Origin of the sequence: Nocardia stercoris (genome assembly GCF_003696265.1) — a bacterium.
Lineage (GTDB): Bacteria > Actinomycetota > Actinomycetes > Mycobacteriales > Mycobacteriaceae > Nocardia > Nocardia stercoris.
The window spans coordinates 138,065-162,589 of sequence record NZ_RFFH01000006.1 but is presented as its reverse complement, the minus strand read 5'-3'; the positions used below and the strand labels follow the sequence as shown (position 1 = coordinate 162,589).

Here is a 24,525-nt window from a genome sequence, read left to right as displayed (position 1 = left end):
CGGACCGTGGCGTACGGGGGACGCGGCGTTGGCAGGATGGATCCGGTGAGCTTCGATCGCGACATCGTCACCTGGTTCGCCGGCCATCGCACGCCGGTGCTCACCACGGCGGCGCGCTGGGCGATGGAACTCGGCACGGGCGAGCCCGGGATGGCGGTCCTGGCTGTGCTGTTCGTGGCGGCGGTGGTCGTCGGGCGGTGGTGGCGAGCGGGTTTCACCATCGGCGTCTCGGTGCTGCTGGCCCAGGCTGTGGCCCGGGCCTTGAAGCAGGTCGTAGCGCGGCCGCGTCCGCCCGGGGACCTGGCGGCCGTCCAGGTCGGGGCGTACTCGATGCCTTCGACCGTCGCCGCGATGACCGCTGCCCTCGCGGTAGCTCTGTACGCGGTCGTTCAGTGGCGCAGAGGATTCCGGCCGTACGCCGCAGCCCTGCTCGTCACCGGCCTAGGTGTGATCGCTTGCGCGATGGTCTATCTCGGCGCTCATTGGCCGACCGATGTGCTCGCTGGGTGGTGCGTCGGCGCACTCGTCGGGTTCATCGTGATTCGGTTGTCGCGGACCGTCTTTCGCGGTCTACTGCTGCGAGCAGCGCGAAGCGACTGATCCGGCGACAACCGCACCTATCGGCGGCGGGCGCTCAGTTTCAGCCACGTCCCGATGATCACCACGACCAACACACCCAGCCCCACGATGAACAGGATCGTGTACAGCGTGCTGTGCGTGGCGGCCGGCTTGTCCGCGACCGTTGTCGGCGGTATGGCGACCTGGGGTTCCGCGCCGGGGGCGGTGGCGGCCGGGGCGCCGGGGAGGGTGCCGATGTTCGCGCCGGCGGGCAGGGCGAAGCCGTAGTCCAGCAGGCGGGTGGCCTGTTCGGGCGGGCGGATGGGGCGGACGTCGGCCTTGAGCAGGGTGAGTATCAGGCGGTGGCCGCCGCGTTCGGCGGCGGTGACGAAGGTCTGGCGGGCGTCGTCGGTGAAGCCGGTCTTGCCGCCGAGGTCGCCGTCGTAGTCGTAGAGCAGCTGGTTGTCGTTGGCGATCGGGAAACCGGGGTGGTCCTGGTCGCCGGGGACGGTGGGGTTGGCGGGATAGCCGGGGAAGTCGTACTGCTCGGTGTGGACGATGTCGGCGAAGGTCGGGATGGTCATGGCGGCCCGGAAGATGGTCGCCATGTCGTAGGCGGACGTGCTCATGCCGGGACCGTCCAGTCCGGACGGGGTCGCGGCCCGGGTGTCGAGGGCGCCGAGTTCCTTGGCTTTGGCGTTCATCTTGGCGACGGTCGCCTCGTCACCGCCGAGCTGGGCGGCGATGGCGTGCGCGGCGTCGTTGCCGGAGTGCATGAGCAGTGCGTGCATGAGCTGCAGGTTGGTGTATTTGCCGCCGGGGCCGATGCCGACGCGCGTGCCGTCGGCGTTGGCGTCGTCCTGGGTGCCGGTGACGACGGTGTCCATGTGCAGGTTGGACAGCGCGACGATGGCGAGCAGCGATTTGATGATCGACGCGGGCCGGTAGCGGCCGTGCGGGTCCTTGGCGGCGAGCACCTTGCCGGAGTCCATGTCGGCGAGCAGCCAGGCGGTCGCGGAGATCTCCGGCGGCGGTGGCGGCGCGCCGTCGGGGAGCACGAGCCCGCAGCCGCCCAGCTTCGGGCCGCCGACCGGGGGTGAGGGCACGGGGAGCGGGGAGGGCGCGGTCTCGCCGGGGACGGGTACCTCGGAGGCGTCGATGGCCGGCGGCGGTGCGGTCCGGTTCGGGCAGTCGTCGGTGTTCGGGGTCTGCCACACCGGCGGGGGCGGCGTAGGCGGCTGGGCGCCCGCGAGCCCGGTGGCGGCGGTGATGCCGAGCAAGCCGGCGGTGATCGCGGCGGCAGCGACGGAACGAAACACATTTGCCCTGCCTGCAGGCAGTGCGCGTCGGTGCGGGCTTCGGGTGCTCATCGTTTTCGAGCTTAAGCCGCGCGCGGTCCTATGGGTGAAAGGTCCGACCCGCATGGGGGTGTGGCGTGTACATGACATCGCGTATTGACAGCTTCTACAAAATGAGAGACGCTCTCATATGACTGAATAATCCAAATGATTGGACATGTCATGATGGATCGGAATCCACCGGAAACCCGAACCCGCTGGCTGGCGCTGGGCGCATTGGCCGTCGCCATGCTCACCATCGGCCTCGACATCACCGTGCTCGTCGTTGCGCTGCCGACCATGGCGGTCGACCTGCACGCCGACACCTCCGCCCTGCAGTGGTTCTCCACCGCCTACACCCTCGCGCTGGCCGCGCTGATGCTGCCCGCGGGTGCGCTCGGGGATCGCTACGGCCGCAAGAAGTTCCTGCTGGCCGCGCTCGCCCTGTTCGGAATCGCTTCCGCCGCATGCGCGCTCGCCACCACAGCCGTCGCGCTGATCGCAGCCCGGGCCCTGCTCGGCGTCGCGGCGGCGGCCATGATGCCGCTGTCGATGGGCGTGCTGCCCAGCCTCTTCCCCGCACCGGCCGAACGGCAGCGCGCGCTCACCGTCTGGGTCACCTCCACCGCCATCGGGCTGCCGCTCGGCCCGATCGTGGGCGGCTATCTGCTGCAGCACTTCTGGTGGGGATCGGTGTTCCTGATCAACGTGCCGCTGGTGCTGGTGGGCCTGATCGCCGTCGCCGGGCTGGTGCCGGAATCCCGCAGCGAGAACAACTTCCGGATCGACCTGCCCGGCGTGGCCCTGTCCGCCGCCGGAATGACCGGTCTCACCTACGGTTTCATCCGGCTCGGCCAGGACGGCTGGGGCAACACCGCGGCCTGGGCGGTGGCCGCCGTCGGCGCCGCCCTGTTGGGTGCCTTCCTCGCCTGGCAGCGCCGCACCCACACCCCGCTGGTGGACCTCGGACTGTTCGGGGGCAACGGATTCCGCTTCGGCACCCTGTTCTCGATTTTGGTCAACTTCGCGTTGTTCGGGCTGTTCTTCACCGTGCCGCAGTACTTCCAGGCGGTGCTCGGCGCCGATGCGCTCGGCAGCGGACTGCGCCTGCTCCCGCTGATCGGCGGCATGATCGTGGGCACCCGGATCGCCGACCGCCTCATGGCGCGGTTGGGCCGAAAGGCGGTGCTGGTCACCGGATTCCCGGTCCTCGCCGTCGCGCTGGCGCTGGGCGCGCTGACCACCGTCACCAGTGGCTACGGCTATGTGGCGGCCTGGATCACCCTGCTGGGCGTCGGCATGGGCCTGGTGATGCCGGCGGCCATGGGCATGGCGATGGAGGATCTCACCGCCGAACGGTCCGGTACCGGATCGGCCCTGATGCAGGCGCTGCGCCAGGCCGGCGGCACGATCGGCACCGCGATTCTGGGCACCGTCCTGGCCACCCGGTACCGCTCGGGCCTGGGCGCCGCCGACCACGGCCCGGTCTCCGACAGCGTCAACACAGGCGTCGCCGTCGCCCGCAAACTGCACGACGCCGACCTGCTGCACGTGGTGCAGACGGCCTTCATGGGCGGCATGTCGGCCATGATCTGGGTCTGTGCCGGTCTCTGTGTGGTCGCCGCCGTACTCGCGGCGCTGGTCACCACTACTGGTACACCCGCGGCGGACGAACCCGAGGATGCGGGAGAATCGCTGCATGTCGGCTGACTCGAACCCCGTCGCGCAGGCCCGTCCCGGATCCGACCCCGGGGCGGGCCTGCGCGAGCGCAAGAAGGAGCGCACACGCCACACGATCCGGACCGAGGCTTTCCGGCTGTTCCACGAACAGGGTTACGCCGAGACCACGGTCGAGCAGATCGCGGCGGCCGCGGACATCTCGCCGAGCACCTTCTTCCGCTACTTCCCCTCCAAGGAAATGGTGGTCCTGGCCGACGACCTGGACCCGCTCGTCATCCGCTCACTGCGCAGCCAGCCGGCGGAACTGTCGCCGCTCGAGGCGTTCCGGGCCGCCACCGCCGAGGTCTTCGGCGGCTTGGACGCGGCGGAATACCAATTCGAACGTGACCGGGTCGAACTGGTCTACACCGTGCCCGAGTTGCGCGGGGTCGTCGCGCAGGAACTGCAGCGCAATATCGACCTGATCGCCGAGCTGACCGCGGAGCGGACGGGCGCGCCGGCCGACTCGATGCCGGTCCGTGCCTTCGCCGGCGCGCTGACCGGCGCCATCATGGCGGTCTTCGAGGACGGCGTCTTCGACCAGGAGCGCCTCACGGAGGTCCTCGACTTCCTACAGGCGGGTATGCCGTTGCCCTCGCGCGGCGGCGAGTAACACACTGCGACAACACCGCTCGCGGGCTACAGTGCTGCCCTGTCAGCGCGGAGGCGGGGTGGTCGATGAACAGGTGGTTACGCCGCACCGCCCTGCTCCTCGGTTCGGCCCTGCTGGTCACCGCCGGTGATGTCCGGCCCGACACCGATCCCTTTGCCGGACAACAGCTCTACCGCGATCCCGTGTCTCCGGCGGTGGTGGCCGCACGGCAGGACTCCCGGCTCGCGCCGATCGCGGCGCAGCCGGCCGCGCGCTGGTTCGACTACGCGGAGCCGGACTCGTCCAGGCCGCGGGTCGACACCTACGTCACCGCCGCTGCCGCCGCGAACGCGCTCCCTGTCCTGGTGATCTACGGTGTGCCGCACCGTGATTGCGGTCAGTTCTCGGCCGGGGGCGCGCCGACGGCAGCCGCCTACCGGGCCTGGGTCGCGGCGGTTGCGGCGGCGATCGGATCCCGCCGGGCGGTGGTCGTCGTGGAACCGGATGCGCTGGCCAACACCGGCTGTCTGGCGCCCGAGCTGGTGAACGAGCGGCTGGACCTGCTGCGCTACGCGGTCGACGCCTTGAGCGCGCCGCGGATCACGGTGTACGTCGACGGTGGCAACGCGCACTGGCTGCCCGCCGCCGAACTCGCGCGGCGCCTGCGGGCGGTTGATGTGGGCCGCGCCCGCGGATTCAGCGTGAACGTGGCCAACTTCTACCGCACCGACGACTCCCGTGCGTACGGCGACACTGTGGCCCGCCTGCTGTCGTCGCCGGCGCACGACGTCCACTACGTCGTCGACACCTCGCGCAACGGTGCCGGGCCACCACCTGACGGCCCGCAGAGTTGGTGCAATCCCGCGGACCGCCGGATCGGAGCGCGGCCCGGACCGGTGCGCGGTGCCGCGTACGCCGACGCGCTGCTGTGGGTGAAACCACCCGGCGAATCCGACGGTGCCTGTGGCCGTGGCGAACCCGCGGCGGGGCAGTGGTGGCCGGATTATGCGCTGTCGCTCGTCGGCGCGCGCTGATACCGGCCGGTAGTAACCAGGCATTTTCTGGAACGCGTTTCGAAACCTCTATCGGCATCCCGAACCATGCATGTCGAAGTTGTTGAAAGCGCGACGAATTCATGTGTACGTCACACTGGGAGCCGCCGGAAACCTCCGTGCTACTGCTGCTTTACCTTCGAATGACATTGGCGCACTTGCGCATTTACTGCGGTACGATCGCGTGGTCCGGCATCGGGGGCATCGGGGCTGCGGTCGGATTGCTGTTACGACTTCGTATCCTCTTCCGCGCATTGGGGTGTGATCGATCATGTATGTCGAGGTTCCGCCGCCGCAGTCACGCTCGATCCATCTCGTGCACGGTGCGCACAATCGAAAGATCACTCGCACAGCCATGTTCGCGGGTCTTGGAGTCGTCGTCGTCGCGCTGGGCGGGCTGTACGTCCTCTGCGGCGAGCTGGACAACTTCCTGATCGCCTGCGCCACCATATTTTCCGGCTACGTGCTGATCATGAGCTCGGTCTCGCTGGTCTCGCTGGTCTACATGCAGCGCGAATCCGGGATCGGAGACGAATTGCTCCCCGCGGTTCCGAACGGCCCGTCGGCGGAGACCTTCGCCGTCCTCATTCCTGCCCGGCACGAGACCGACGTGCTGGCCGAGACCCTGCTGAACACCATGTGGACCCAGCGGGACCACCCCGCGCACACCGTCTTCGCCATCGTGAACGACGACGACCCGGACACCGCGGGCGTCGCCGCCCGCACCGCCACCGTAGTGAACCTCGCTGTGGCACAAGATCGTTCGTACGAGCAGATCCGATCGGAACTGCACACCGCCCTGGCCCGCGAGGCCGCGCCGGAACGCGACCCGAACCGGCTGGCGGCCACCGTGCCACCCGGACCACTGCAGCTGATCGTCTACCCGCTGGGCAACCGGCCGCCGAACAAGCCGCAGCAGTTGAACTACGCGTTCTGGCGGCTACACGAGTCGTTCTCGGTGTTCACCGTGCTGGACGCGGAATCCATTGCGGCACCGGGACTGCTGCGCGCGGTGGACCAGGCCTTCCAGGACCACCCGGGCGTCGAGATCATCCAGGGCGGGATCCAGCTGATGGACCCGCAGATCACCGGCAGCCGGTGGCAACGGATCGGCCGTCGCCTGCACCGCTGGTACGCCTGGCACAACCTGCTCGAGTACAAGCGCTGGTTCTCCTCGCAGATGCGCTACCAGTCCGACCGCGGCTTCATGCCGTTGGGCGGCAACACCATCTTCCTGCGCGCACAGCTCCTGGCCCGCACCGAGGCCTGGCCGATGTCGCTCACCGAAGACTGCGAACTCGGCGTGCGGGCCACCGCGATCCACCGCGCGCGCACCCTCACCTTCTACGACCCGCGCCTGACCACCCGCGAGGAGACCCCGCCCAGCCTCGCCACCCTGATCAAACAGCGTCGGCGCTGGAACATCGGGTTCCTGCAGAGTCTGGTCGCCGGGAACTGGCGGTCGTTGCCCACCCTGCGGCAGCGGGTGATCGCCGCGCAGATCCTGTCCATGAGCCTGTTCCAGGCGCTGTCGCTGGCGGTACTGCCGCTGGTGCTGGTCACCATGTTCTGGATCGACACCCCGGCGCCGCTGGCGGTGGCCGGGTGGATCCCGCTCGTCCCCATCGCCCTGTCGGTGGCGCTGCAACTGCTGCACCTCCGCGAATACAGCCGCGGGTTCGGGCGGCGGGTGCCGTGGTATGTCTACGTGCTGTTCGTGGTCACCTTCTTCCCGTATCAGCTGGTGCTGTCCTTCGCCGCCGTACAGGCGATGGTCTGGTACGGCCTGGGCCGGCTCGGCTGGGACAAGACCGCGCACGTCGGCGATCACTTCGAAGAGCAGGTCGCGGCCGAGGCGGCGGCATGACGCTGCTCGCCGACCCGCCGGAACAGGTGATCGCATCCAGCGGTGAAACCGCCACGGCCGCAGGGCGAGCCGGATCGATCATCCGAAAGTTGTGGGCGCACACCGCAGGGCACCGGCACGGCCTGGCGATCGTCGGCGGGCTGGCGCTGCTGTGCCTGGTCGCCACCTCGGTGAACCTGGCCGGCTATCCCATCCGTTTCGGTGACGAGGGCGTGTATGTGGCTCAGGCGTGGGCGGTTCCGAACGAGCACGCGCTGTCGCACTACACCTACTGGTACGACCATCCGCCGCTGGGCTGGTTGCAGCTCTCGGCCTGGTTCGAGCTGACCGACGGCCTCGGCCGGTGGGCGCACGACACGACCGTCGCCGGCCGGGAGTTCATGGTCGTCGACCGAATCGCGGTGTGCGCGTTGCTGTTCGTACTCGCGCGCCGACTCGGCATGCGGCGTTTCTGGGCCGGGATCGCGGTCGCGATGTGGATTCTGAGCCCGGCGGCGATGCACTACGGGCGGCTGGTGCTGCTGGACAACATCGCGCTGCCGTGGCTGCTGGCCGCGTTCGCTCTGGCCCTGTCGCCACGCCGGACCTGGGGCGCCGCAGTCGGATCCGCGGTCTGCTTCGCGTTCGCGGTGACGACCAAGGAGACCATGGCGGTGGCGGCGCCGGCGCTGCTCTACCAGCTGTGGAGCAACTACCGCCGGGCCTCGAACCGGGACTACGCCTGGGTGTCGTTCGCGATCGTGTTCGCCGGGACGGTCGGCCTGTATCCGCTGTACGCGATCCTGAAGAACGAGCTGATCCCCGGGCCCGGACACGTGTCGCTGGTGGGGACCATCGGCTGGCAGCTGTCCGCGCGCAAGCCCAGCGGCAGCGTCTTCGACCCGCACAGCGACGCCTACAACCTGGTGCACCTCTGGTTGCATCTGGATCCGCTGCTACCGGTCGCGGGGGTGATCGCCGCCGCCGTGCTGATGGTGCGCCCGCGCTTCCGGCCGGTGATGGTGGCGCTGCTGTCGCAGGTGATCGCGCTGCTGCGGCCCGGCTACCTGCCCGCGATGTACATCGACGCGCTGCTACCGCTGATGGCACTCGCGGTGGCCGGGCTCGGCGACACCCTGTGGCCGCGCTCGACGCGGGAGCTGCCCGCCCGGGTCACCGACACCGTTGTGCGCCTGCGGTCTTGGGTCGATCGCCGCAGGTCCGGTGACCCCGCGACCCAGGTGCTGCCGACGCTCGCCGGTTTCGTTCCTCGCCTGCTGCCCGGCAGCGGAACTCGCGCGGCGACCGCCGGGCCGCCGAAACTGTCGGTGGTGCCACCTCCGGAATCAGCCGCTGGGCGCCCCCGCAGCTTCTCGGCAGCCGCCGGCTACCGCCGCGCACGGCCGTTGCTCGCGCTCGCCGGTGCGGTCCTCGTCCTGGTCGGCAGCGGGGGACTGGCGACCGCGGCGGTGAGCCGGTGGACGCCCACCCTGAACCACCAGTGGTCGGCCGACGACGATCGGTCCGAGCGCGCGGTCGTCGACTGGCTCGGCGCCCGCGTGCCGCACGACGCGGTGCTGGTGTCCGAGGGCGAGCTGTGGCTCGACCTGCACGACGCCGGTTTCGCGCACGCCAACAACGTGTGGGTCTACAAGGTGGACAGTGACCCCGCGGTGCAGCGGCAGCTCGGGCGCTGGCAGAACATCGACTATCTGGCGTTGTCGCACGCCACCCTCACCTCCGAGTCCCAGGCCACCATGCCCTGGGTGTTCGATGCGATCCGGAACGCGGACATCGTGACCACGTTCGGTATCGGCGACGACCGAGTGACCGTCCTGAAGGTGCGAAAATGATCCGTAGATTCACCGTCTTTCTCTGCCGTGCAGTCATTCTCACGCTGACCGCCATGTTCCTGACCGTCTCCCGAGCGCACGCCGACGCCAATATGGTGATCAACCCCGGGCTGGAAAGCCTGGACGGGCAAGGGTTTCCGCAGTGCTGGGAGAGATCCGGCTGGGGCGACAGCGATTACACCTTCGGGGTGACCAACGCCGCGCACAGCGGGTCGAACGCCATGCAGATCGCGATCACCCGGATCACCAGCGGTGATCGCAAGGCCATGATGTTCGAGAACCCGACCTGTGCACCCGCGGTCACGCCGGGGCACCAGTACAGCCTGTCGGTCTGGTACACCACGAACACACCGGACACCGTGTTCACCATGTTCCGGCACGACACCACCGCCGGCTGGCAGTACTGGACCGACGGCGCCACCCTGCCGGTCACCACGAGCTACCGGCAGGGCCAGGTCATGACCCCGGTCGTGCCGCCGAACACCGACCAGATCACTTGGGGCATCACGATCTACGGCGTCGGCACGCTGGTCACCGACGACTATTCGATGACCGACGCGGCCGGCACGCAGCCGCCGCCGTGCACCGGCAGCGCCGCCGCCTGCGGCAAGGGCTCCTGGACGGTACAGACCTTCCAGTCGCCGGTGCGGGCCATCCACTCCGCGATGCTGCCCGGCGGCAAGGTGCTACTGATCGCCGGATCCGGCAACGATCCAACGGCTTTCGCGGCGGGGACCTTCACCTCGACCCTGTTCGACCCCAGCACGAACCGGTTCACGAACATCCCGACCCCGGCGGACTTCTTCTGCGCCGGGCATGTCCAGCTCCCCGACGGCCGGCTGCTCGTGATGGGCGGCAACAAGGACTATCCCGCCGCGGACGGTAGTCACGGGTACGAGGGGCTGGCCAGCTCCTACATCTTCGATCCCGCCACCGACACCTACACCAGGGCGAACGATCTCAACGCCGGGCACTGGTATCCGTCGGCGACCGAGATGGGCAACGGTGACGTGATCTCGCTCGGTGGTCTGGGCGCCGACTCCAGCGGAACCGTCGCGACCGAATACTATTCGCTGGCCCAGGGGCGGTGGCTCGGGCTGAACGAGGCCCACCAGACCTGGTCCTACTGGGGCCTGTACCCGTCGATGGTGCTCATGCAGGACGGACGGCTGTTCTACACCGGCAGCCACGTCTTCGGCAACGGCCTGCCCGGCGCGGGCGCCTCGATCTACGACTACAACGCCAGCACGATCACCGATGTGCCCGGGCTGCAACAGAAGGATGCCCGCGACCAGTCGATGAGCGTCATGCTGCCGCCGGCCCAGGACCAGCGGGTGATGACGATGGGCGGCGGCAATATCGTCACCAACGTCGACGCCGACCGGCTGACCGACATCATCGACCTCAAACAGGGCAGCCTGAGTTACCAGGCGGGCCCGATGCTGCCCGGCGGCACCATGACCGACGGCACCGCCGAGACCGCCGCCCAGGGAAAGATGTACGTCTCCGCCGTCCTGTTGCCCGACGGAAAGGTATTCGAAACCGGCGGGGGACTGCACAATCGGGCCGACCCCGTATTCGAGGCGTCGATGTTCGACCCGGCCACCAACGCCTTCACCCCGGGCATGGCGACCGATCCGGTGCCGCGCACCTACCACTCCTCGGCGTTCCTGCTGGCCGACGGCCGAATCATGGCGGTCGGAAACAACCCGGGCGACGGCAGTTTCGACACTCGCATCTCCATCTACTCTCCGCCGTACCTGTTCCACGGCACGCGCCCGGCGATCACGGCTGTCACAAACCAGAATTGGACCTACGGCAGCGCTCAGTCCATCGCGGTCGACAGCACGATCGTCAAGGCCGAGCTGATCCGTCCGGCCGCCGTCACCCACTCCTCGGACCCCAACCAGCGCTTCGTCGATTTGCCGATCAGCGTGCAGACCAACGGAATCCAGCTCAACGTGACCACCAACCCGAATCTCGCACCACCGGGCTGGTACATGCTCTTCGTCGTCAACGCGGCCGGCGTGCCGTCGATCGCACAGTGGGTTCACCTGTCATGATGTCGCACACCCGCCGCCTGGCGTTTGCCGCGGCCGCGCTCGCCGCCACCTTCGCCGTCCTCACCGGGGGACCGCACCCGGCCGGTGCGCCCGCGGCACCGCCACCCCGGCCACCGGCCGCGCCCACACCCCAGCCCGGCGGCCGCACCACCCCCGCCCCGCACGTGCTGCCGTTCGCGACCACCGGTAAAGCGCCCGAACGACTTCCGGCCGGGCCGCAACCGAATGCCGTGATCCCCGAGGGGATCGACGGCTGCGACCACGCGTACGGCGGGGTGGGGCAATGCATTCCGTGGAACTTCCCGCCGAGCGTGAAACCGGCCGACCGCTGTGCCTGGCTGGCTGCGCACGGTCTGCAGAACATTCCGGTCCACGGTCGCGATCGGCACGGCCTGGACAAGAGCCACCACGGGAAGGCCTGCGAGCGCTAGACGGCCCGTACCGTGCTCAGGCCGGTCTGCTCAGCCGGGCGGCGTCGTCGTCGGTCATGGTGTCGAAGAAGCTGCCGACCACGTCCTCGAGCTGGTCCATCGAGTCCGCGCAGTACAGGATCGGCTGGTAGTGGGTGATGTCGTAGCGCGCCGTGCCCATCTCGGCGATGTTCAGCGGGCGCAGGTCCGCGGTGCGGAACTCCTCGATCTCGCCGAACGAGGACAGCAGGCCCGCGCCGTAGCAGCGCACCTCGCCCTGCTCGCGCAGGACGCCGAACTCCATGGTGAACCAGAAGACGTTCGCCAGGAAGTGCAGTGCCACATCGGTTTCCAAGCGGCCGACGGCGGCGCCCACCGCGGCGTAGATGTCGGCGAACCGGGGCGCGGCCAGCTGGTTGGCATGGCCGATGATCTCGTGGATCGCATCGGGCTCGGGGGTGTACAGCGGTGCCGAATGGTGGCGCAGGTACTGCGTCGAGTGGAACGTGCGCTCGGCGAAGGCGCCGAAGAAGTCGCGCAGCGGCACCAGCCCGGCGGCCGGCACATAGCGGAAGCCGGTCAGCGGAACCAGCCGGGCGGTCACCTCGTCGAGCTGCGGGACGTGGTCGGCGGGCAGCCCGAGCCGGCTTGCGCCCTCGCGCACCTCGCCGGCCGCGAAGTGCTCGTGTTTGCGGGCCAGTTCCTTCGAGACGATCCGCCAGACCTCATGTTCCTCGGCGGTGTAGTCGATGCGCGGCAGCTTCCGCCCGGGGCGGTAGGCCAGGGCCAGGGCCGCGATCGCATTGCGGCGTGCCCGGTACTCCGGGTCGCCCACACCGGGATGCACATCGCTCAGGTGCACGGTCACGTCCCCGTCGGCGGTCGTGGTCACCGGCGAGTAGAGCTGACCCTCAGTGAACATAGTGAGAGCCAATCACCACTGTGCGCGCGCGACAACAAACCGCGCCGCACCTGGGCAAATTGTCTAGTAGGCCATTGCCGGAGGCGCGGTCCGGCCACTTCCGGGGCCGATGTGGCTAATATTCGGCGACCTGATGTCGAGGGTACTGGAAACGACGAAGGCCGCCTCCGCGTCGACAGCGGTGGCGGCCCTCGTCGAGCCCGGCGCGGACTAGACCGCGATGCTCGACGGGTTGCTGATGAACAGGTCCGCGATCACGACCAGCTGGGTGATGACGCTCAACGGCGCGCCCTGAACCGCAGCCGAGAACGGGCTGGGGAAGCCCGAGGAGAGGGCAGACGAGCCGGTGTCCATGCCGGCGCCGGCACTACCAGGTCCGAAGTTCAAGGCTAACTCCTGTCAATACCGAAAAACGTAATGTCGACCTGCACATCGGCCGGACTCGCCCCAACGTTACATTTCGGTCTCGGTCCACTCCACCGCAGGCCCATCAGGTGGGAGTGATTCGCGCAACACGCCTTTCGACACGCCGCAGCGTGCTCCCTACAGCGATCCCGTCACCGCATCGAACAGGTTCCCCAATACGAACCCCAAGGTAGACACCGGGTTCCCCACGAGATCGGCACTGACGACCCCCGGCGGATTCCCGGTGAAGAACGCGGACCCGGTCAGATGAGTATTCACGACTGCTCTCCCTCGCTCCGAGGACTATCGGAAGAGCTTGCAGCAGTTGGGATTTCCACGCAACCCCGACCGCAATTCCACGCGGACGCCGAAGGCCGCCTCCGTCGATGACGAAAGCGGCCTTCGGATATGGCTTTCGGAACCTAGCGGGCAAACAGCAACGCGCGCTTGACTTCCTGAATGGCCTTGGTGACCTCGATGCCACGGGGGCAGGCGTCGGTGCAGTTGAAGGTGGTGCGGCAGCGCCACACACCCTCGACGTCGTTGAGGATGTCCAAGCGTTCGCGGGCGCCCTCGTCGCGGCTGTCGAAGATGAAGCGGTGCGCGTTCACGATCGCGGCCGGGCCGAAGTAGCTGCCGTCGTTCCAGTACACCGGGCACGACGTGGTGCAGCAGGCACACAGGATGCACTTGGTGGTGTCGTCGAAACGGTGGCGGTCGGCCTGGGACTGGATGCGCTCGTAGGTCGGCTCGTTACCCGAGGTGATCAGGTACGGCTTCACCGCGCGGAACGCGTCGAAGAACGGTTCCATGTCCACCACGAGGTCCTTCTCCACGGGCAGGCCGCGGATCGGTTCGACGGTGATGGTGATGGTCTTGCCGTCCTTGGGCAGCATGTCCTTCATCAGGATCTTGCAGGCCAGGCGGTTGACGCCGTTGATGCGCATGGCGTCGGAGCCGCACACACCGTGGGCGCAGGAACGCCGGAACGTCAGCGAACCGTCCAGGTACGACTTGATGTAGATCAGGACGTTGAGGAACCGGTCGGTGGGCAGCACCGGGACCTGGAAGGTGTCCCAGTAGGCGCCCTTGTCGTTCTCGGTGGTGAACCGCGCGACCTTGACGTTCACCATGGTCGAGCCGGCCGGTACCGGAGCCGGCTTGGGCCCGGCGGGGGCGTCGGTAACAGCAGTCATCAGTACTTACGCTCCATCGGCTCGTAGCGGGTCTGCACCACCGGCTTGAAGTCCAGCCGGATGTCGGCGATCAGTTCGGCGTTGCTCGCGCCCTCGGCGATCGTCTTGTACGCCATGGTGTGGCGCATGAAGTTGACGTCGTCGCGGTTCGGGTAGTCCTCGCGAGCGTGGCCGCCGCGCGATTCCTTCCGGTTGTAGGCGCCGGCGACGGTGACCTCGGCCAGCTCCAGCAGGAAGCCCAGCTCGACCGCCTCGAGCAGGTCGCTGTTGTAGCGCTTGCCCTTGTCCTGCACGGTGATCCGGGCGTACCGCTCCTTGAGCGTGTGGATGATGCCCAGCATGGACTTGAGGCTCTCCTCGGTGCGGTACACACCGGCCTTGTCGTCCATCTCGTTCTGCAGCTCGGTGCGCAGGTCGGCCACGCGCTCGTCACCGTGCTCGGACAGCAGGCTGTCCAGCCAGGTCTGCACGTAGGCGGCCGGCTCCTCCGGCAGCTCCACGAACTCGGCGCGCTGCGCGTACTCGGCGGCGGCGATACCCGCGCGCCGGCCGAACACGTTGATGTCCAGCAGCGAGTTGGTGCCCAGACGGTTCGCGCCGTGCACCGACACACAGGCGCACTCGCCCGCGGCGTACAGGCCGGGAACCACGTCGGTGTTGTTGCGCAGCACCTCACCACGGATCCGGGTCGGGATACCACCCATCACGTAGTGGCAGGTCGGCATGACCGGCACCGGCTCCTTCACCGGGTCCACGCCCAGGTAGGTGCGGGCGAACTCGGTGATGTCGGGCAGCTTCTCCTCGAGCACGTCCTCACCGAGGTGGGTCACGTCGATGAGCACGTAGTCCTTGTTCGGGCCGGCGCCGCGGCCCTCCCGCACCTCGAGCACCATCGAGCGGGCCACGATGTCACGCGGCGCGAGGTCCTTGATGGTGGGGGCGTAACGCTCCATGAAGCGCTCACCGGAGGCGTTGCGCAGGATGCCGCCCTCACCACGCACGGCCTCCGAGATCAGGATGCCCAGGCCCGCGAGGCCCGTCGGGTGGAACTGGTGGAACTCCATGTCCTCGAGCGGCAGGCCCTTGCGGAACACGATCGCCATACCGTCACCGGTCAGCGTGTGCGCGTTCGAGGTGGTCTTGTACATGCGGCCCGAACCACCGGTGGCGAAGATGATCGCCTTGGCGTGGAACACGTGCAGATTGCCGGTCGCCAGCTCGTAGGCCACCACACCGGTCGCGACCGGACCCCGGTCGGTCTCGGTGAGCAGCAGGTCCAGCACGTAGAACTCGTTGAAGAACTCCACGTTGTGCTTGACGCAGTTCTGGTACAGCGTCTGCAGGATCATGTGACCGGTGCGGTCGGCGGCGTAGCACGCGCGACGCACAGGCGCCTTGCCGTGGTCACGGGTGTGACCACCGAAACGACGCTGGTCGATCTTGCCCTCGGGCGTCCGGTTGAACGGCAGGCCCATCTTCTCCAGGTCGAGCACCGCGTCGATGGCCTCCTTGGCCATGATCTCGGCGGCGTCCTGGTCGACGATGTAGTCGCCACCCTTGACGGTGTCGAAGGTGTGCCACTCCCAGTTGTCCTCTTCGACGTTGGCCAGCGCGGCACACATGCCGCCCTGGGCCGCGCCGGTGTGGGACCGGGTGGGGTACAGCTTGGTCAGCACCGCGGTGCGGACCCGCGGGCCGGCCTCGATGGCCGCGCGCATCCCGGCACCACCGGCACCGACGATGACGACGTCGTAGCGGTGTTCCTGAATCGGTCGCGATTCACTCATCTAAGGTGGCCTGTCCTTACGCGTGGATGTTGGGGTCGAAGGTGAAGATCACGTACGTGCCGGTCACCACGACCAGGATCATGGAGATCACCAGCAGCGACTTCAGCCAGAACCGGGTGCTGTCCTTGCGGGCGTAGTCGTCGATGATGGTGCGCAGGCCGTTACCGCCGTGCAGCTGGGCCAGCCACAGCATGGTGAGGTCCCAGATCTGCCAGAACGGCGAGGACCAGCGGCCGGCGACGAACGCGAAGTTGATGCGCTTCACGCCACCGTCGAGCATCAGCATGATCGTCATGTGGCCGATGACGAGGACCAGCAGCAGCACGCCGGAGAAGCGCATGAACAGCCACGCGTTCTTCTCGAAGTTGCTGCCGGAGGCGCGGCGGGGAGCGCCGGGCGCGTCCAGGCTCGCCGGGCGGTCGTAGGAGGTGCCGAGAACGGGTGCAGTCATGGTTGCCTCAGAGCTCCGTGGTGATCATGAGGAAGAGCTGACGGCCGACGCCGGCGGCGGAGACCAGCACCCACACGCCCAGCACGATCCACAGCATCAGGCGCTGGTACTTGGGGCCCTTGGACCAGAAGTCGACCAGGATGACCCGGATGCCGTTCAGCGCGTGGAACAGCACCGCCACGACCAGGCCCATCTCCATGAGCGCGACCAGCGGGTTCTTGTACTCCGCGACGGTCCGGTCGTAGGAGTTCGCGCCGACGCGCACCATGGCGGTGTCGAGGACGTGCACGAACAGGAAGAAGAAGATCGTCACGCCGGTGATCCGGTGCAGCGCCCAGGACCACATGCCGGGGTCGCCGCGGTACAGGGATTTCCGCTTCGGCTGGGCCGGAGCTTCCAGTGTGGTCATAGAGTGCGGTGCCTCTCCAACGTCGTCGATGGACCCGCCGGGCGAGCCGGCAGCCGGATCCGGTCGCGGTTTCGGCGCGGACTTGGACCTCGATCCGGTGGAACACCAGCTCGTGCCCAGGGCCGACACGCCCGTCGGGCAGTGATCGTCCCGCCGCCGGGGGAACCTGAACCGATCTGCGATGGACTTTAATGCCCGGTGTATGGCGGAACTAATTCGGCGTGCCGTACGTTGTGCCGAAATGGCGAGGATTAGGGTTGCCTTGCCTAGGCGGCCGACACGCCCGTATCCGGTGTCGCGGGCCCACCCGCACCCGGCTCCCAGGGAGGTAACGAATGTCGGAAATTGATTGGAATGTGCTGCGTAGCAAGGCATTCGAAGTCATGGCACACGCGCACGCGCCGTACTCCCGCTTCCCCGTCGGCGCCGCGGCTCTCAGTGCGGACGGCCGAATTGTGAGCGGTTGCAATGTGGAAAATATCTCATACGGGCTGGGCCTGTGTGCCGAATGTGTACTGGTCGGTAACCTTCGCGCCGCCGGATCCAGCGGTTTGGTGGCCGTTGCGGTATGCGATTCCCGGGGCGAGATTCTGATGCCGTGCGGGCGCTGCCGGCAGGTGCTGTACGAGCACGGCGGGGCCGCGATCCTCGTCGACCACCCGGACGGCCCGATCACTCTGGGCGAGCTGCTGCCCCACGCGTTCGGAATCGATGATTTGGCTGCCGGACAGGCCCCGGCCTGAGCGCACAATCATCGCCGGGACGCGACAAGAATTGCCCGGCGGAGCCGAACATTCTGCGGTGAGGCCGGATCCGATCCACGGCTTTCGATCTGAGATCGTTTCTTCATGGCGAACCTCAACTCCGCGGTGTCGGTGATCGCTACCAAGCGAGACGGTGGTGAGCTCAGCGACGATCAGATCGACTGGGTGCTGGACGCTTTCACCCGCGGCGAGGTCGCCGACGAACAGATGTCCGCGCTGGCCATGGCGATCCTGTTGCGGGGCATGAACCGGCGCGAGATCGCCCGGTGGACCGCGGCGATGATCGCCTCCGGGCAGCGGATGGACTTCACCGGCCTCACCCGCCCCACGGTCGACAAACACTCGACCGGCGGTGTGGGAGACAAGATCACCTTGCCGCTGGCGCCGCTGGTGGCGGCCTGCGGCGCCGCCGTACCGCAGCTGTCCGGCCGCGGGCTCGGGCACACCGGCGGCACCCTCGACAAGCTGGAATCGATCCCAGGCTGGCGGGCCGACATTCCGGTCGTGCAAATGCGAAAGATGCTGGCCGACCCCGGAATCGGCGCGGTGATCTGCGCGGCCGGCGCCGACCTGGCCCCCGCCGACAAGCGGCTCTACGCCCTGCGCGACGTCACCGGCACGGTCGAATCGGTGCCCCTGATCGCGAGTTCGATCATGAGCAAGAAGATCGCCGAGGGAACCGGTGCGCTGGTACTGGATGTCAAGGTGGGCACCGGCGCGTTCATGAAAACTCCCGAACTGGCCCGCGAACTCGCCACCATCATGGTCGACCTCGGGACCGACGCCGGAGTCGCCACCGTCGCACTGCTCACTGCCATGGACACCCCACTCGGCCGGACCGCCGGCAACGCACTCGAAGTCGCCGAATCGGTCGAGGTACTCGCCGGCGGCGGTCCGGCCGACGTGGTCGAACTGACCCTCGCCCTGGCGCGAGAAATGTTGGCGCAGGCCGGAATCCGCGACATCGACCCGGCCGACGTGCTGGCCCGCGGCAAGGCCATGGACCACTGGCGCGCCATGATCACCGCCCAGGGCGGCGACCCCGACGCCGAACTCCCGCGCGCCACCGCCACCGAAATCGTCTCGGCCCCCGCGTCCGGATATCTGAACCGGCTCGACGCCATGGGCGTCGGCTTGGCCGCCTGGCGCCTCGGCGCGGGCCGCGCCCGCCAGGGCGACCCGATCCAATGCGGCGCCGGCGTCGAAATGCACGCCAAAGAGGGCGACCCCGTCACCGCCGGTCAGCCGCTGTTCACGCTGCACACCGACACCCCGGACGCGTTCGCTCCCGCCCTGACCGCCCTGACCGGCGCGTACGAGAGCGGCGCCACCCCGATCGCCCCGGCCCCGCTGATCCTGGACCGAATCGCCCGCTGACCCGCGCCCGGCACAGGGATCGGCGACACCGGGAGCGCCGGTCCGGCGCGAAAGTGTAGGGAGCACTACGGGGTTGTGACATTCGCCCGGCGGCGAGCCGACACGAGAGCAACTCCGGTGTGCGGGCCGTGGCACAGGACTAACGTCGAAAGATGACTGGACCGATGCCCTTGACACTTGCTTCGATCCGACAGGCGCCCAAGGCGGTGCTGCACGACCATCTCGACGGCGGGCTACGGCCCGCGACTGTTCTCGAGCTGGCCGCACAGTGCGGTTACGACGGGTTGCCCGCCCACGATGAGCAAGCCCTCGCCCACTGGTTCCGGGACGCCGCCGACAGCGGGTCGCTGGAGTTGTACCTGCAAACCTTCGACCACACCGTCGCCGTCATGCAGACCCCGGAGGGGCTGCGCCGCGTCGCCCGGGAAGCCGCCCTCGACCTCGCCGCCGACGGGGTCGTCTACGCCGAGGTGCGGTTCGCGCCCGAACAGCACCTGGAACAGGGTCTGACCCTCGACGAAGTCGTCGAACACACGCTCCAGGGATTCCGGGAGGGCGAGGCGCTGGCCGCCGCAGCCGGCCACCCGATCCTGGTGACGTGCCTGCTCACCGCCATGCGGCACGCGGCCCGCTCCCGCGAAATCGCCGAGCTGGCAATCCGTTTCCGCGAGCGCGGGGTCGGCGGTTTCGATATCGCCGGCGCCGAGGCCGGATTCCCGCCGTCGCGGCACCTCGACGCCTTCGAGTACATGCGCGCGAAATGCGGGTACTTCACCATCCATGCCGGCGAGGCGTTCGGCCTGCCGTCCATCCACGAGGCCGTGGCTTTCTGCGGTTGCGATCGGCTCGGGCACGGCGTGCGCATCACCGACGACATCACCGACGGTGAAGGCTTCGCGCCCGTGCTCGGTACGGTCGCCGCCTATGTGCGCGACAAGCGCATACCGCTGGAACTGTGCCCGTCGTCGAACGTGCAGACCGGTGCCGTGCCGTCGATGGACAAGCATCCCTTCGACCTGCTGGCGCGGCTGCGGTTCCGGGTCACCGTCAACACCGACAACCGGCTGATGAGCGATACCGATATGAGCCGCGAGATGCTCAAACTGGTCGAGACGTTCGGCTACGGATGGACCGATCTGGAACGCTTCACCATCAACGCGATGAAGTCGGCGTTCATCCCGTTCCCGGACCGGCTGCGGCTCATCGACGAGGTGATCAAGCCCGGTTACGCGGTGCTCATCGGCTGAACGCGAGCGCGGGCCCGGCGGCACAGTGCCGCCGGGCCCGCGCCCGGAATTCGCTGCGGCTCAGGCCTGGGTCAGGCGGGCCTCGAACGCCTCTTCCAGCGCGTGCCACTGCGTGGCCTCGGCTTGGAACGGCGGGCTCGGGGCCATCCGGCTGGTGTCCTGGTCGAGCAGGTAGGAGACGTACCAGCCCAGCGGGGTCGCCTTGGCCAGCGCCTTCTCCACCGCGGTGTCGCCGACGTATTCGGCGGCGTCGCTGAGCAGTTCGACCGCGAGGTCCAGCTGCTCGATGTCGACCGCGTCCGGGCCGGAGCTCAGATCCTGGGCCAGGCCGGTGAGCACGTAGATGTTCTCCTCGGTGACCTCGATCTCCAGGTCACCGCCGTTGGCCGCGCTGCGGACCGTCGAGAACGTGCTGACCTTGGCCAGGTCGTGCTCGTGCTCGTCGGCCAGGTAGCGGGCCAGCGCCCGCTCGGAGGTGAACACCGTGATGGTGCCGTCGGCGCCCAGGAAGACCGGCTCGTCGTCGAGGTAGCAGCGCAGAGTGAAGAACGTGCCCTCCGCGGTGACGATCTTGATCGGGTCGATGCCGACCTCGTTCCAGAACGTCTCCTCCTCCTCGTCCTCTTCGTCCTCGGCGTCCAGGTCGACGGTCTCGAAGTCGGTGTCGTCGTCGGTCTCGGCGACGTCGTCGGCGTCGACGATGTTCTCCTCGGCGGCCAGCAGCTCGGCCTCGGCCACCGCCACGGCCTTCGCGTCGACCTCCGGGGACTGCACCACCGAGTCGATGGCGTCGACGACCTTGTCCCAGCCCTTGGCGATGGCGGAACCGATCTGGTCCCACAGCTCCTCGCCCTCGCGGCCGACGAACGCGCTGACCCCGCGGGGGAGCGCGCCCAGCACCGGGTGCGAACCGAAGAACTTGGTCACCACGTCGAGCTCGCACACCTCGCCGATGGTGTTCACCATCTCGAGGGTCTCCTCGAGTTCGGCGACGGTCTCCGGATCCGGGTCGCCGGCAGCCAGCTCCGGGACACCGACCAGGTCGTAGACGTGCCGCTCGTCCGGCTCCAGCTCGGCGGCCGACAGCCCGGCGACGACCTTCCACGCCGGGTGGTCGACCAGGTCGTTGTCGTCGTTGCCGCGGATGAAGGCGGCCAGCTCGGCGACCGAGTCGAACCCGTACAGCGCGTCCTCGTGACCGAGGAATGCCTCCCACTCGTCGTCACCGTCTCGCCAGCGCGGTGCCCACAGGGTGACCAGATCGCCGTCGGTGAGACCGAGCTCGATCGGGACGATGTCTCCAGAAGCCATGACCGGAAGCCTAGCTAGCCCGAGTGTTCCGCACTATTCGGCCCGCCCCCAACATCTCCCGACGCGCCGGTGAAACTCGAATTGAGTGTCGCCACGACCGCGGAGCGCTGGGCACCGGCCTGTGCCGCCGCCTGTTTGCAGGCCCAGATGATGGCCTTGCCGACCTCGGCCGGTGGCTGCGAGGTGATGGATTCGGCCAGATTCAGGCCCACCAGGGCGCCGTCACTGTCCACCTCGGCGGTGATCGAACCGTCCTGAGTGGTGAACCGGCCCCGGATCTGCTTCAGGCCGTACAGCGCCGCCTCCAGCGCCTCGAGCTTCTCGGTCGCCTGGGCGACCAGAGCGTCCATTTCCGCGCTCATACCCCTACACCCTTCGCATCCAGCTGGTGGGACCGGTGTCCTCGTCGTCCATCCGGTCGAGTTCGTCGACCGCCGCCTGCCGGGTCGGCAGGCCCAGCCGGTCCAGCGTCTCGGGCGCCATGCCCATCTCGGCGAGCAGTTCGCGGCGACGGGCCCGGGCCACCACCGTCGAGCGCTTGGTCAGGCGCAGGATCTCGGCCGCGAGAGCCTCTGCGCCGTACCGATATTCGCTGCGGTCGATGGTGATCTCGACCGGCATCCCCTGATCCGTGGCGCGCACGGTGATGGTGCCCGAACGATTCGAACTGGCCGCGACCGTCACATTCGGCGGCTGCTGCGGCGCCGTCATGTGGTGGGCCTGTAGAAGCCGTGGAACCCCATCCCTGAATTCTCCGTTCGAATTGCACTGACCTGGACCGGATTACCGGCCTCGACCATCTCCCCGTTGCCCACGACCATCGCGACGTGGCCGTCCCAGATTGCCAGATCGCCCGGCATCACGTCACCTGCCGATACCCGCATCGCGCCCTGTGATTGGTCGGCGGCCAAGCGCGGCAGCTCGACTCCGGCCTGTTCGTAGGCGTAGTGGGTGAGCCCGCTGCAGTCCAGCCCGGAACCCGGCGTATTGCCACCCCAGACGTACGGCGTGCCGACGCATTTCAGCGCCGTCTGGACCGCGGTGGCCGCCTGCTGGTTCGGGGCCTCGACCTGGGTGCCGTCGGGCAGCGTGACCATGACGCCGCCGTGCGACCCGGTCTGTGTACCGGTCGGTGCCTGGGTCGTCGTGCTCGGGGTCGAGCCGGTGGTGGTGGACGGGTTCAGCGCGCTCTCCGCGGCCTGGATCAGCTCGCCGATCAGGCTGCCGGCCTGCTGCAGACCGGAATTCGCGGTGCCGGCCAGGCTCGACACATCCGGTAGTGACCCGCTCACCGACGGCGTGGACGGTGCCGGGATCAGCTGGCTCATCGCGGCGGTGTGGGTGTCGAGGTCGGCGCGGGTCTCACCCACGATCTGCAGGGCCTGGCCGAAATGGTCGATGGCCGAGGACACGACCGCCGCGATGCCGGGCGGTGTGAGCGCTGCCGGGCCGAGGTCGGTCACCGAGCTCACGAAGGACTGCAGGACCGCGTCGAGCTTCTGCTGCCCGGTCTGCACGGTCGCGGCGGCCTGGGTGACCACGTCGGCGATGTCGTTGCCGCGGTCGGACAGGTTCGCGGCCGAGTTCTGCACCTTCATGGCCTGGTCCATGGCGGCGTCGCCCGCGCCGCCCGACCACGCGTCGGACAGTTGGGTGACGGCGGTACTGCCCGCCTGCTGGATTCCGTCGAGGACACCGGAGACACCACGCAGCGCGTCGGCCGGGCCGTCACCGCCGAGCAGGCCGCTGCCGAAGCTCTCCAGCAGCGCCACGATCGGCTGCGCCAGACCGGACAGATCGACGACCGGGGCGGTCATGCCAGCTCGCTCTCGACGGCCGCGGTGGCGGCCGCGCGGTCCAGGTCCTGCTCGACATACGTGGTTGCCGCGCCGGCGGCATCGGTGCCCATCGACGCGAGCACCGCCGACAGCTCACTGATCCCGGCCACATGGCCGGCGTGCGCGGCGGAGTAGGCGGCCATGAAGTCGCCCGCGATCAGACCCAGCAGCGGGCCCAGTTGCTCCGGGCCGGCGGCCGCCGCGCCCGTTGCGGCGGTGGCCATCTCGCCGGACAGTCCGGTGGCCGACGCGCCGAAAGCCGCCACCCCTTCAGGATTCACCGAGATCTGCTGCATCAACATCCCCCATAGGCCGGTGTCGCCGCCGATTATGTCATCCGACTACTACGACGCGCCCGGTCACGAATCGGTTCCCCTTGCGATCCGACGCGCACCCATGCGAAATTCGCGACACGGACGGATCGAACCCATCCGGAACCTTATCGTCTTTTCATGCGCACGCACCTTGTGGACCATCCGCTCGCCGCGACCCTGCTGACGACCATGCGTGACGAACGAACCCCGAACTCGGTGTTCCGGGCCGCGTTGCGGGACTTGACCAACTGCCTGATCTACGAGGCGCTCCGGGATGCGCCGGTGGCCTCGTTCGAGGTGAAAACCCCGGTCGCCGTGACGTCCGGGGCCCGGCTGGCCCTGCCGCCGCTGCTGGTTCCGGTGTTGCGGGCGGGCCTCGGCATGGTCGACATGGCCAGCGCGCTGATCCCGGAGTCCCGCGTGGGATTCGTCGGCCTGGCTCGCGACGAGAAGACCCATCGCCCCGTCGCCTACATGGAATCGCTGCCCGACGACCTGACCGGCCTGCCGGTCTTCGTGCTCGACCCGATGCTGGCCACCGGCGGTTCGATGATCCACACCCTGCGCCTGCTGGCCGACCGCAACGCCACCGACATCACCGCGATCTGCGTCGTCGCGGCACCGGAAGGCATTGCGGCGCTGGAGGAATCGGGGCTCCCGGTGCGGCTGGTGACCGCGGCGATCGACCGGGGGCTGAATGCGGACGCCTTCATCGTCCCGGGCTTGGGCGACGCGGGGGACCGGCAGTTCGGGCCGCGGTAACACGAGATCGCCGCGGCGGAACCGGCTGGGGCGCAAGGGTGGACGAACCGGGCCGCCGCGCGGGAACGGCCCGCGCCCTGGTGCTCGGGGAACCCAACCGGGCCCGGCAGATCGGTGCCTGCGTGCTCGGCGCGGCCCGCGTGGCCATGCTGGTACTGCAGCCGCACGCCGGAATCGACGCGATCGGGGTGGCGGCCGGGCCGCTCGGTGCCGCGTCCATGGCGGTCGGCATCGTGCTGACCAAGCGCTGGGGCCGTCCCGCCGGAGTCTCGCCGGCCACCTTCAGTGGCTGGCAGCTGACCGGGAGTTGAA

Annotated in this window: 26 protein-coding genes; 13 read left to right on the top strand and 13 right to left on the bottom strand. The window is 68.5% G+C overall.

Annotated features, from left to right (window positions below):
* The first annotated feature begins 45 nt into the window (after positions 1-45).
* The gene (locus EBN03_RS16335; protein ID WP_158675643.1) at positions 46-600 is read left to right on the top strand and encodes a phosphatase PAP2 family protein; all 555 of its coding nucleotides are present in this window, start codon (positions 46-48) and stop codon (positions 598-600) included.
* Positions 601-617: 17 nt separating this feature from the next.
* Here the strand turns inward: EBN03_RS16335 and EBN03_RS16330 are convergent, their stop codons facing one another.
* Positions 618-1,928, bottom strand: a complete 1,311-nt coding sequence (locus tag EBN03_RS16330) for a D-alanyl-D-alanine carboxypeptidase family protein (protein WP_122188896.1) — start codon at positions 1,926-1,928, stop codon at positions 618-620.
* 150 nt (positions 1,929-2,078) lie between these two features.
* Between EBN03_RS16330 and EBN03_RS16325 the strand changes: the two genes are divergently transcribed.
* From EBN03_RS16325 to EBN03_RS16295, 7 genes are all read left to right on the top strand, one after another.
* The gene (locus tag EBN03_RS16325) at positions 2,079-3,605 is read left to right on the top strand and encodes an MFS transporter (protein ID WP_122188895.1); all 1,527 of its coding nucleotides are present in this window, start codon (positions 2,079-2,081) and stop codon (positions 3,603-3,605) included.
* On the top strand, positions 3,595-4,227 hold the full coding sequence (locus tag EBN03_RS16320; RefSeq protein WP_233608416.1) for an acyl-CoA-like ligand-binding transcription factor: 633 nt from the start codon (positions 3,595-3,597) through the stop codon (positions 4,225-4,227). Before EBN03_RS16325 ends, EBN03_RS16320 begins: the two co-directional genes overlap by 11 nt.
* A 65-nt stretch (positions 4,228-4,292) precedes the next feature.
* Positions 4,293-5,240 (top strand): glycoside hydrolase family 6 protein, encoded by a 948-nt coding sequence (locus tag EBN03_RS16315; RefSeq protein ID WP_122188893.1) that lies wholly within the window; start codon positions 4,293-4,295, stop codon positions 5,238-5,240.
* 289 nt (positions 5,241-5,529) lie between these two features.
* Positions 5,530-7,125, top strand: a complete 1,596-nt coding sequence (locus tag EBN03_RS16310) for a glycosyltransferase (protein ID WP_122188892.1) — start codon at positions 5,530-5,532, stop codon at positions 7,123-7,125.
* Positions 7,122-8,957 carry an ArnT family glycosyltransferase gene (locus EBN03_RS16305; RefSeq protein ID WP_122188891.1) on the top strand — a complete coding sequence of 612 codons (1,836 nt, stop codon included), beginning with the start codon at positions 7,122-7,124 and terminating at the stop codon, positions 8,955-8,957. Before EBN03_RS16310 ends, EBN03_RS16305 begins: the two co-directional genes overlap by 4 nt.
* Positions 8,954-11,020 (top strand): galactose oxidase early set domain-containing protein, encoded by a 2,067-nt coding sequence (locus EBN03_RS16300; protein WP_199742804.1) that lies wholly within the window; start codon positions 8,954-8,956, stop codon positions 11,018-11,020. Before EBN03_RS16305 ends, EBN03_RS16300 begins: the two co-directional genes overlap by 4 nt.
* Positions 11,017-11,451 carry a hypothetical protein gene (locus EBN03_RS16295; RefSeq protein WP_158675642.1) on the top strand — a complete coding sequence of 145 codons (435 nt, stop codon included), beginning with the start codon at positions 11,017-11,019 and terminating at the stop codon, positions 11,449-11,451. Before EBN03_RS16300 ends, EBN03_RS16295 begins: the two co-directional genes overlap by 4 nt.
* A 16-nt stretch (positions 11,452-11,467) precedes the next feature.
* Here the strand turns inward: EBN03_RS16295 and EBN03_RS16290 are convergent, their stop codons facing one another.
* The 7 genes from EBN03_RS16290 to sdhC all read right to left on the bottom strand — a co-directional run bounded on the left by EBN03_RS16290 (position 11,468) and on the right by sdhC (position 16,600).
* The gene (locus tag EBN03_RS16290) at positions 11,468-12,352 is read right to left on the bottom strand and encodes a phenylalanine 4-monooxygenase (RefSeq protein ID WP_122188889.1); all 885 of its coding nucleotides are present in this window, start codon (positions 12,350-12,352) and stop codon (positions 11,468-11,470) included.
* A gap of 210 nt (positions 12,353-12,562) precedes the next feature.
* Positions 12,563-12,739, bottom strand: coding sequence for a hypothetical protein (locus EBN03_RS34170; protein ID WP_158675641.1), 177 nt, complete (start codon positions 12,737-12,739; stop codon positions 12,563-12,565).
* A 156-nt stretch (positions 12,740-12,895) separates the two neighbouring features.
* On the bottom strand, positions 12,896-13,036 hold the full coding sequence (locus tag EBN03_RS34165; protein ID WP_158675640.1) for a hypothetical protein: 141 nt from the start codon (positions 13,034-13,036) through the stop codon (positions 12,896-12,898).
* Between the two features lie 143 nt (positions 13,037-13,179).
* The gene (locus EBN03_RS16285) at positions 13,180-13,953 is read right to left on the bottom strand and encodes a succinate dehydrogenase iron-sulfur subunit (RefSeq protein WP_122188888.1); all 774 of its coding nucleotides are present in this window, start codon (positions 13,951-13,953) and stop codon (positions 13,180-13,182) included.
* Positions 13,953-15,722 carry a succinate dehydrogenase flavoprotein subunit gene (sdhA, locus tag EBN03_RS16280; RefSeq protein ID WP_199742841.1) on the bottom strand — a complete coding sequence of 590 codons (1,770 nt, stop codon included), beginning with the start codon at positions 15,720-15,722 and terminating at the stop codon, positions 13,953-13,955. The genes EBN03_RS16285 and sdhA overlap by 1 nt, the downstream gene beginning before the upstream one ends.
* 34 nt (positions 15,723-15,756) lie before the next feature.
* Positions 15,757-16,191, bottom strand: a complete 435-nt coding sequence (locus EBN03_RS16275; protein WP_122188886.1) for a succinate dehydrogenase hydrophobic membrane anchor subunit — start codon at positions 16,189-16,191, stop codon at positions 15,757-15,759.
* Between the two features lie 7 nt (positions 16,192-16,198).
* On the bottom strand, positions 16,199-16,600 hold the full coding sequence (gene sdhC / locus EBN03_RS16270; protein ID WP_122188885.1) for a succinate dehydrogenase, cytochrome b556 subunit: 402 nt from the start codon (positions 16,598-16,600) through the stop codon (positions 16,199-16,201).
* 335 nt (positions 16,601-16,935) lie between these two features.
* Between sdhC and EBN03_RS16265 the strand changes: the two genes are divergently transcribed.
* The 3 genes from EBN03_RS16265 (at position 16,936) to EBN03_RS16255 (ending at position 19,988) form a co-directional block, all read left to right on the top strand.
* Positions 16,936-17,343: a cytidine deaminase gene (locus EBN03_RS16265; protein ID WP_122188884.1), complete on the top strand. Its 408-nt coding sequence runs from the start codon at positions 16,936-16,938 to the stop codon at positions 17,341-17,343.
* 105 nt (positions 17,344-17,448) lie between these two features.
* Positions 17,449-18,741 carry a thymidine phosphorylase gene (locus EBN03_RS16260; RefSeq protein WP_122188883.1) on the top strand — a complete coding sequence of 431 codons (1,293 nt, stop codon included), beginning with the start codon at positions 17,449-17,451 and terminating at the stop codon, positions 18,739-18,741.
* 152 nt (positions 18,742-18,893) lie between these two features.
* Entirely contained in the window at positions 18,894-19,988 is a 1,095-nt protein-coding gene (locus tag EBN03_RS16255; RefSeq protein WP_122188882.1) for an adenosine deaminase, read from the top strand.
* 60 nt (positions 19,989-20,048) lie between these two features.
* Here the strand turns inward: EBN03_RS16255 and EBN03_RS16250 are convergent, their stop codons facing one another.
* Genes EBN03_RS16250 through EBN03_RS16230 form a run of 5 tightly spaced genes read right to left on the bottom strand, consistent with a single transcriptional unit; the run spans position 20,049 to position 23,439 of the window.
* A complete protein-coding gene (locus EBN03_RS16250) occupies positions 20,049-21,299 on the bottom strand; it encodes a primosomal protein (protein ID WP_122188881.1) in 1,251 nt (416 codons plus the stop codon).
* 14 nt (positions 21,300-21,313) lie between these two features.
* Positions 21,314-21,661: a YbaB/EbfC family DNA-binding protein gene (locus EBN03_RS16245; RefSeq protein WP_122188880.1), complete on the bottom strand. Its 348-nt coding sequence runs from the start codon at positions 21,659-21,661 to the stop codon at positions 21,314-21,316.
* A 4-nt stretch (positions 21,662-21,665) separates the two neighbouring features.
* A complete protein-coding gene (locus tag EBN03_RS16240; protein WP_122188879.1) occupies positions 21,666-22,010 on the bottom strand; it encodes a hypothetical protein in 345 nt (114 codons plus the stop codon).
* Positions 22,007-23,116, bottom strand: a complete 1,110-nt coding sequence (locus EBN03_RS16235; RefSeq protein WP_122188878.1) for a bifunctional WXG100 family type VII secretion target/C40 family peptidase — start codon at positions 23,114-23,116, stop codon at positions 22,007-22,009. Before EBN03_RS16235 ends, EBN03_RS16240 begins: the two co-directional genes overlap by 4 nt.
* Positions 23,113-23,439 (bottom strand): type VII secretion target, encoded by a 327-nt coding sequence (locus tag EBN03_RS16230; protein WP_233608415.1) that lies wholly within the window; start codon positions 23,437-23,439, stop codon positions 23,113-23,115. The genes EBN03_RS16235 and EBN03_RS16230 overlap by 4 nt, the downstream gene beginning before the upstream one ends.
* Positions 23,440-23,589: 150 nt before the next feature.
* Here EBN03_RS16230 and upp point away from each other — a divergent pair, with 150 nt between their 5' ends.
* Both upp and EBN03_RS16220 read left to right on the top strand, forming a co-directional pair.
* Complete coding sequence (gene upp / locus EBN03_RS16225) at positions 23,590-24,213, top strand: uracil phosphoribosyltransferase (protein WP_122188877.1); 624 nt, start codon at positions 23,590-23,592, stop codon at positions 24,211-24,213.
* Positions 24,214-24,251: 38 nt separating this feature from the next.
* Positions 24,252-24,524 carry an EamA/DMT transporter family protein gene (locus EBN03_RS16220; RefSeq protein ID WP_199742803.1) on the top strand — a complete coding sequence of 91 codons (273 nt, stop codon included), beginning with the start codon at positions 24,252-24,254 and terminating at the stop codon, positions 24,522-24,524.
* Position 24,525: the final 1 nt, after the last annotated feature.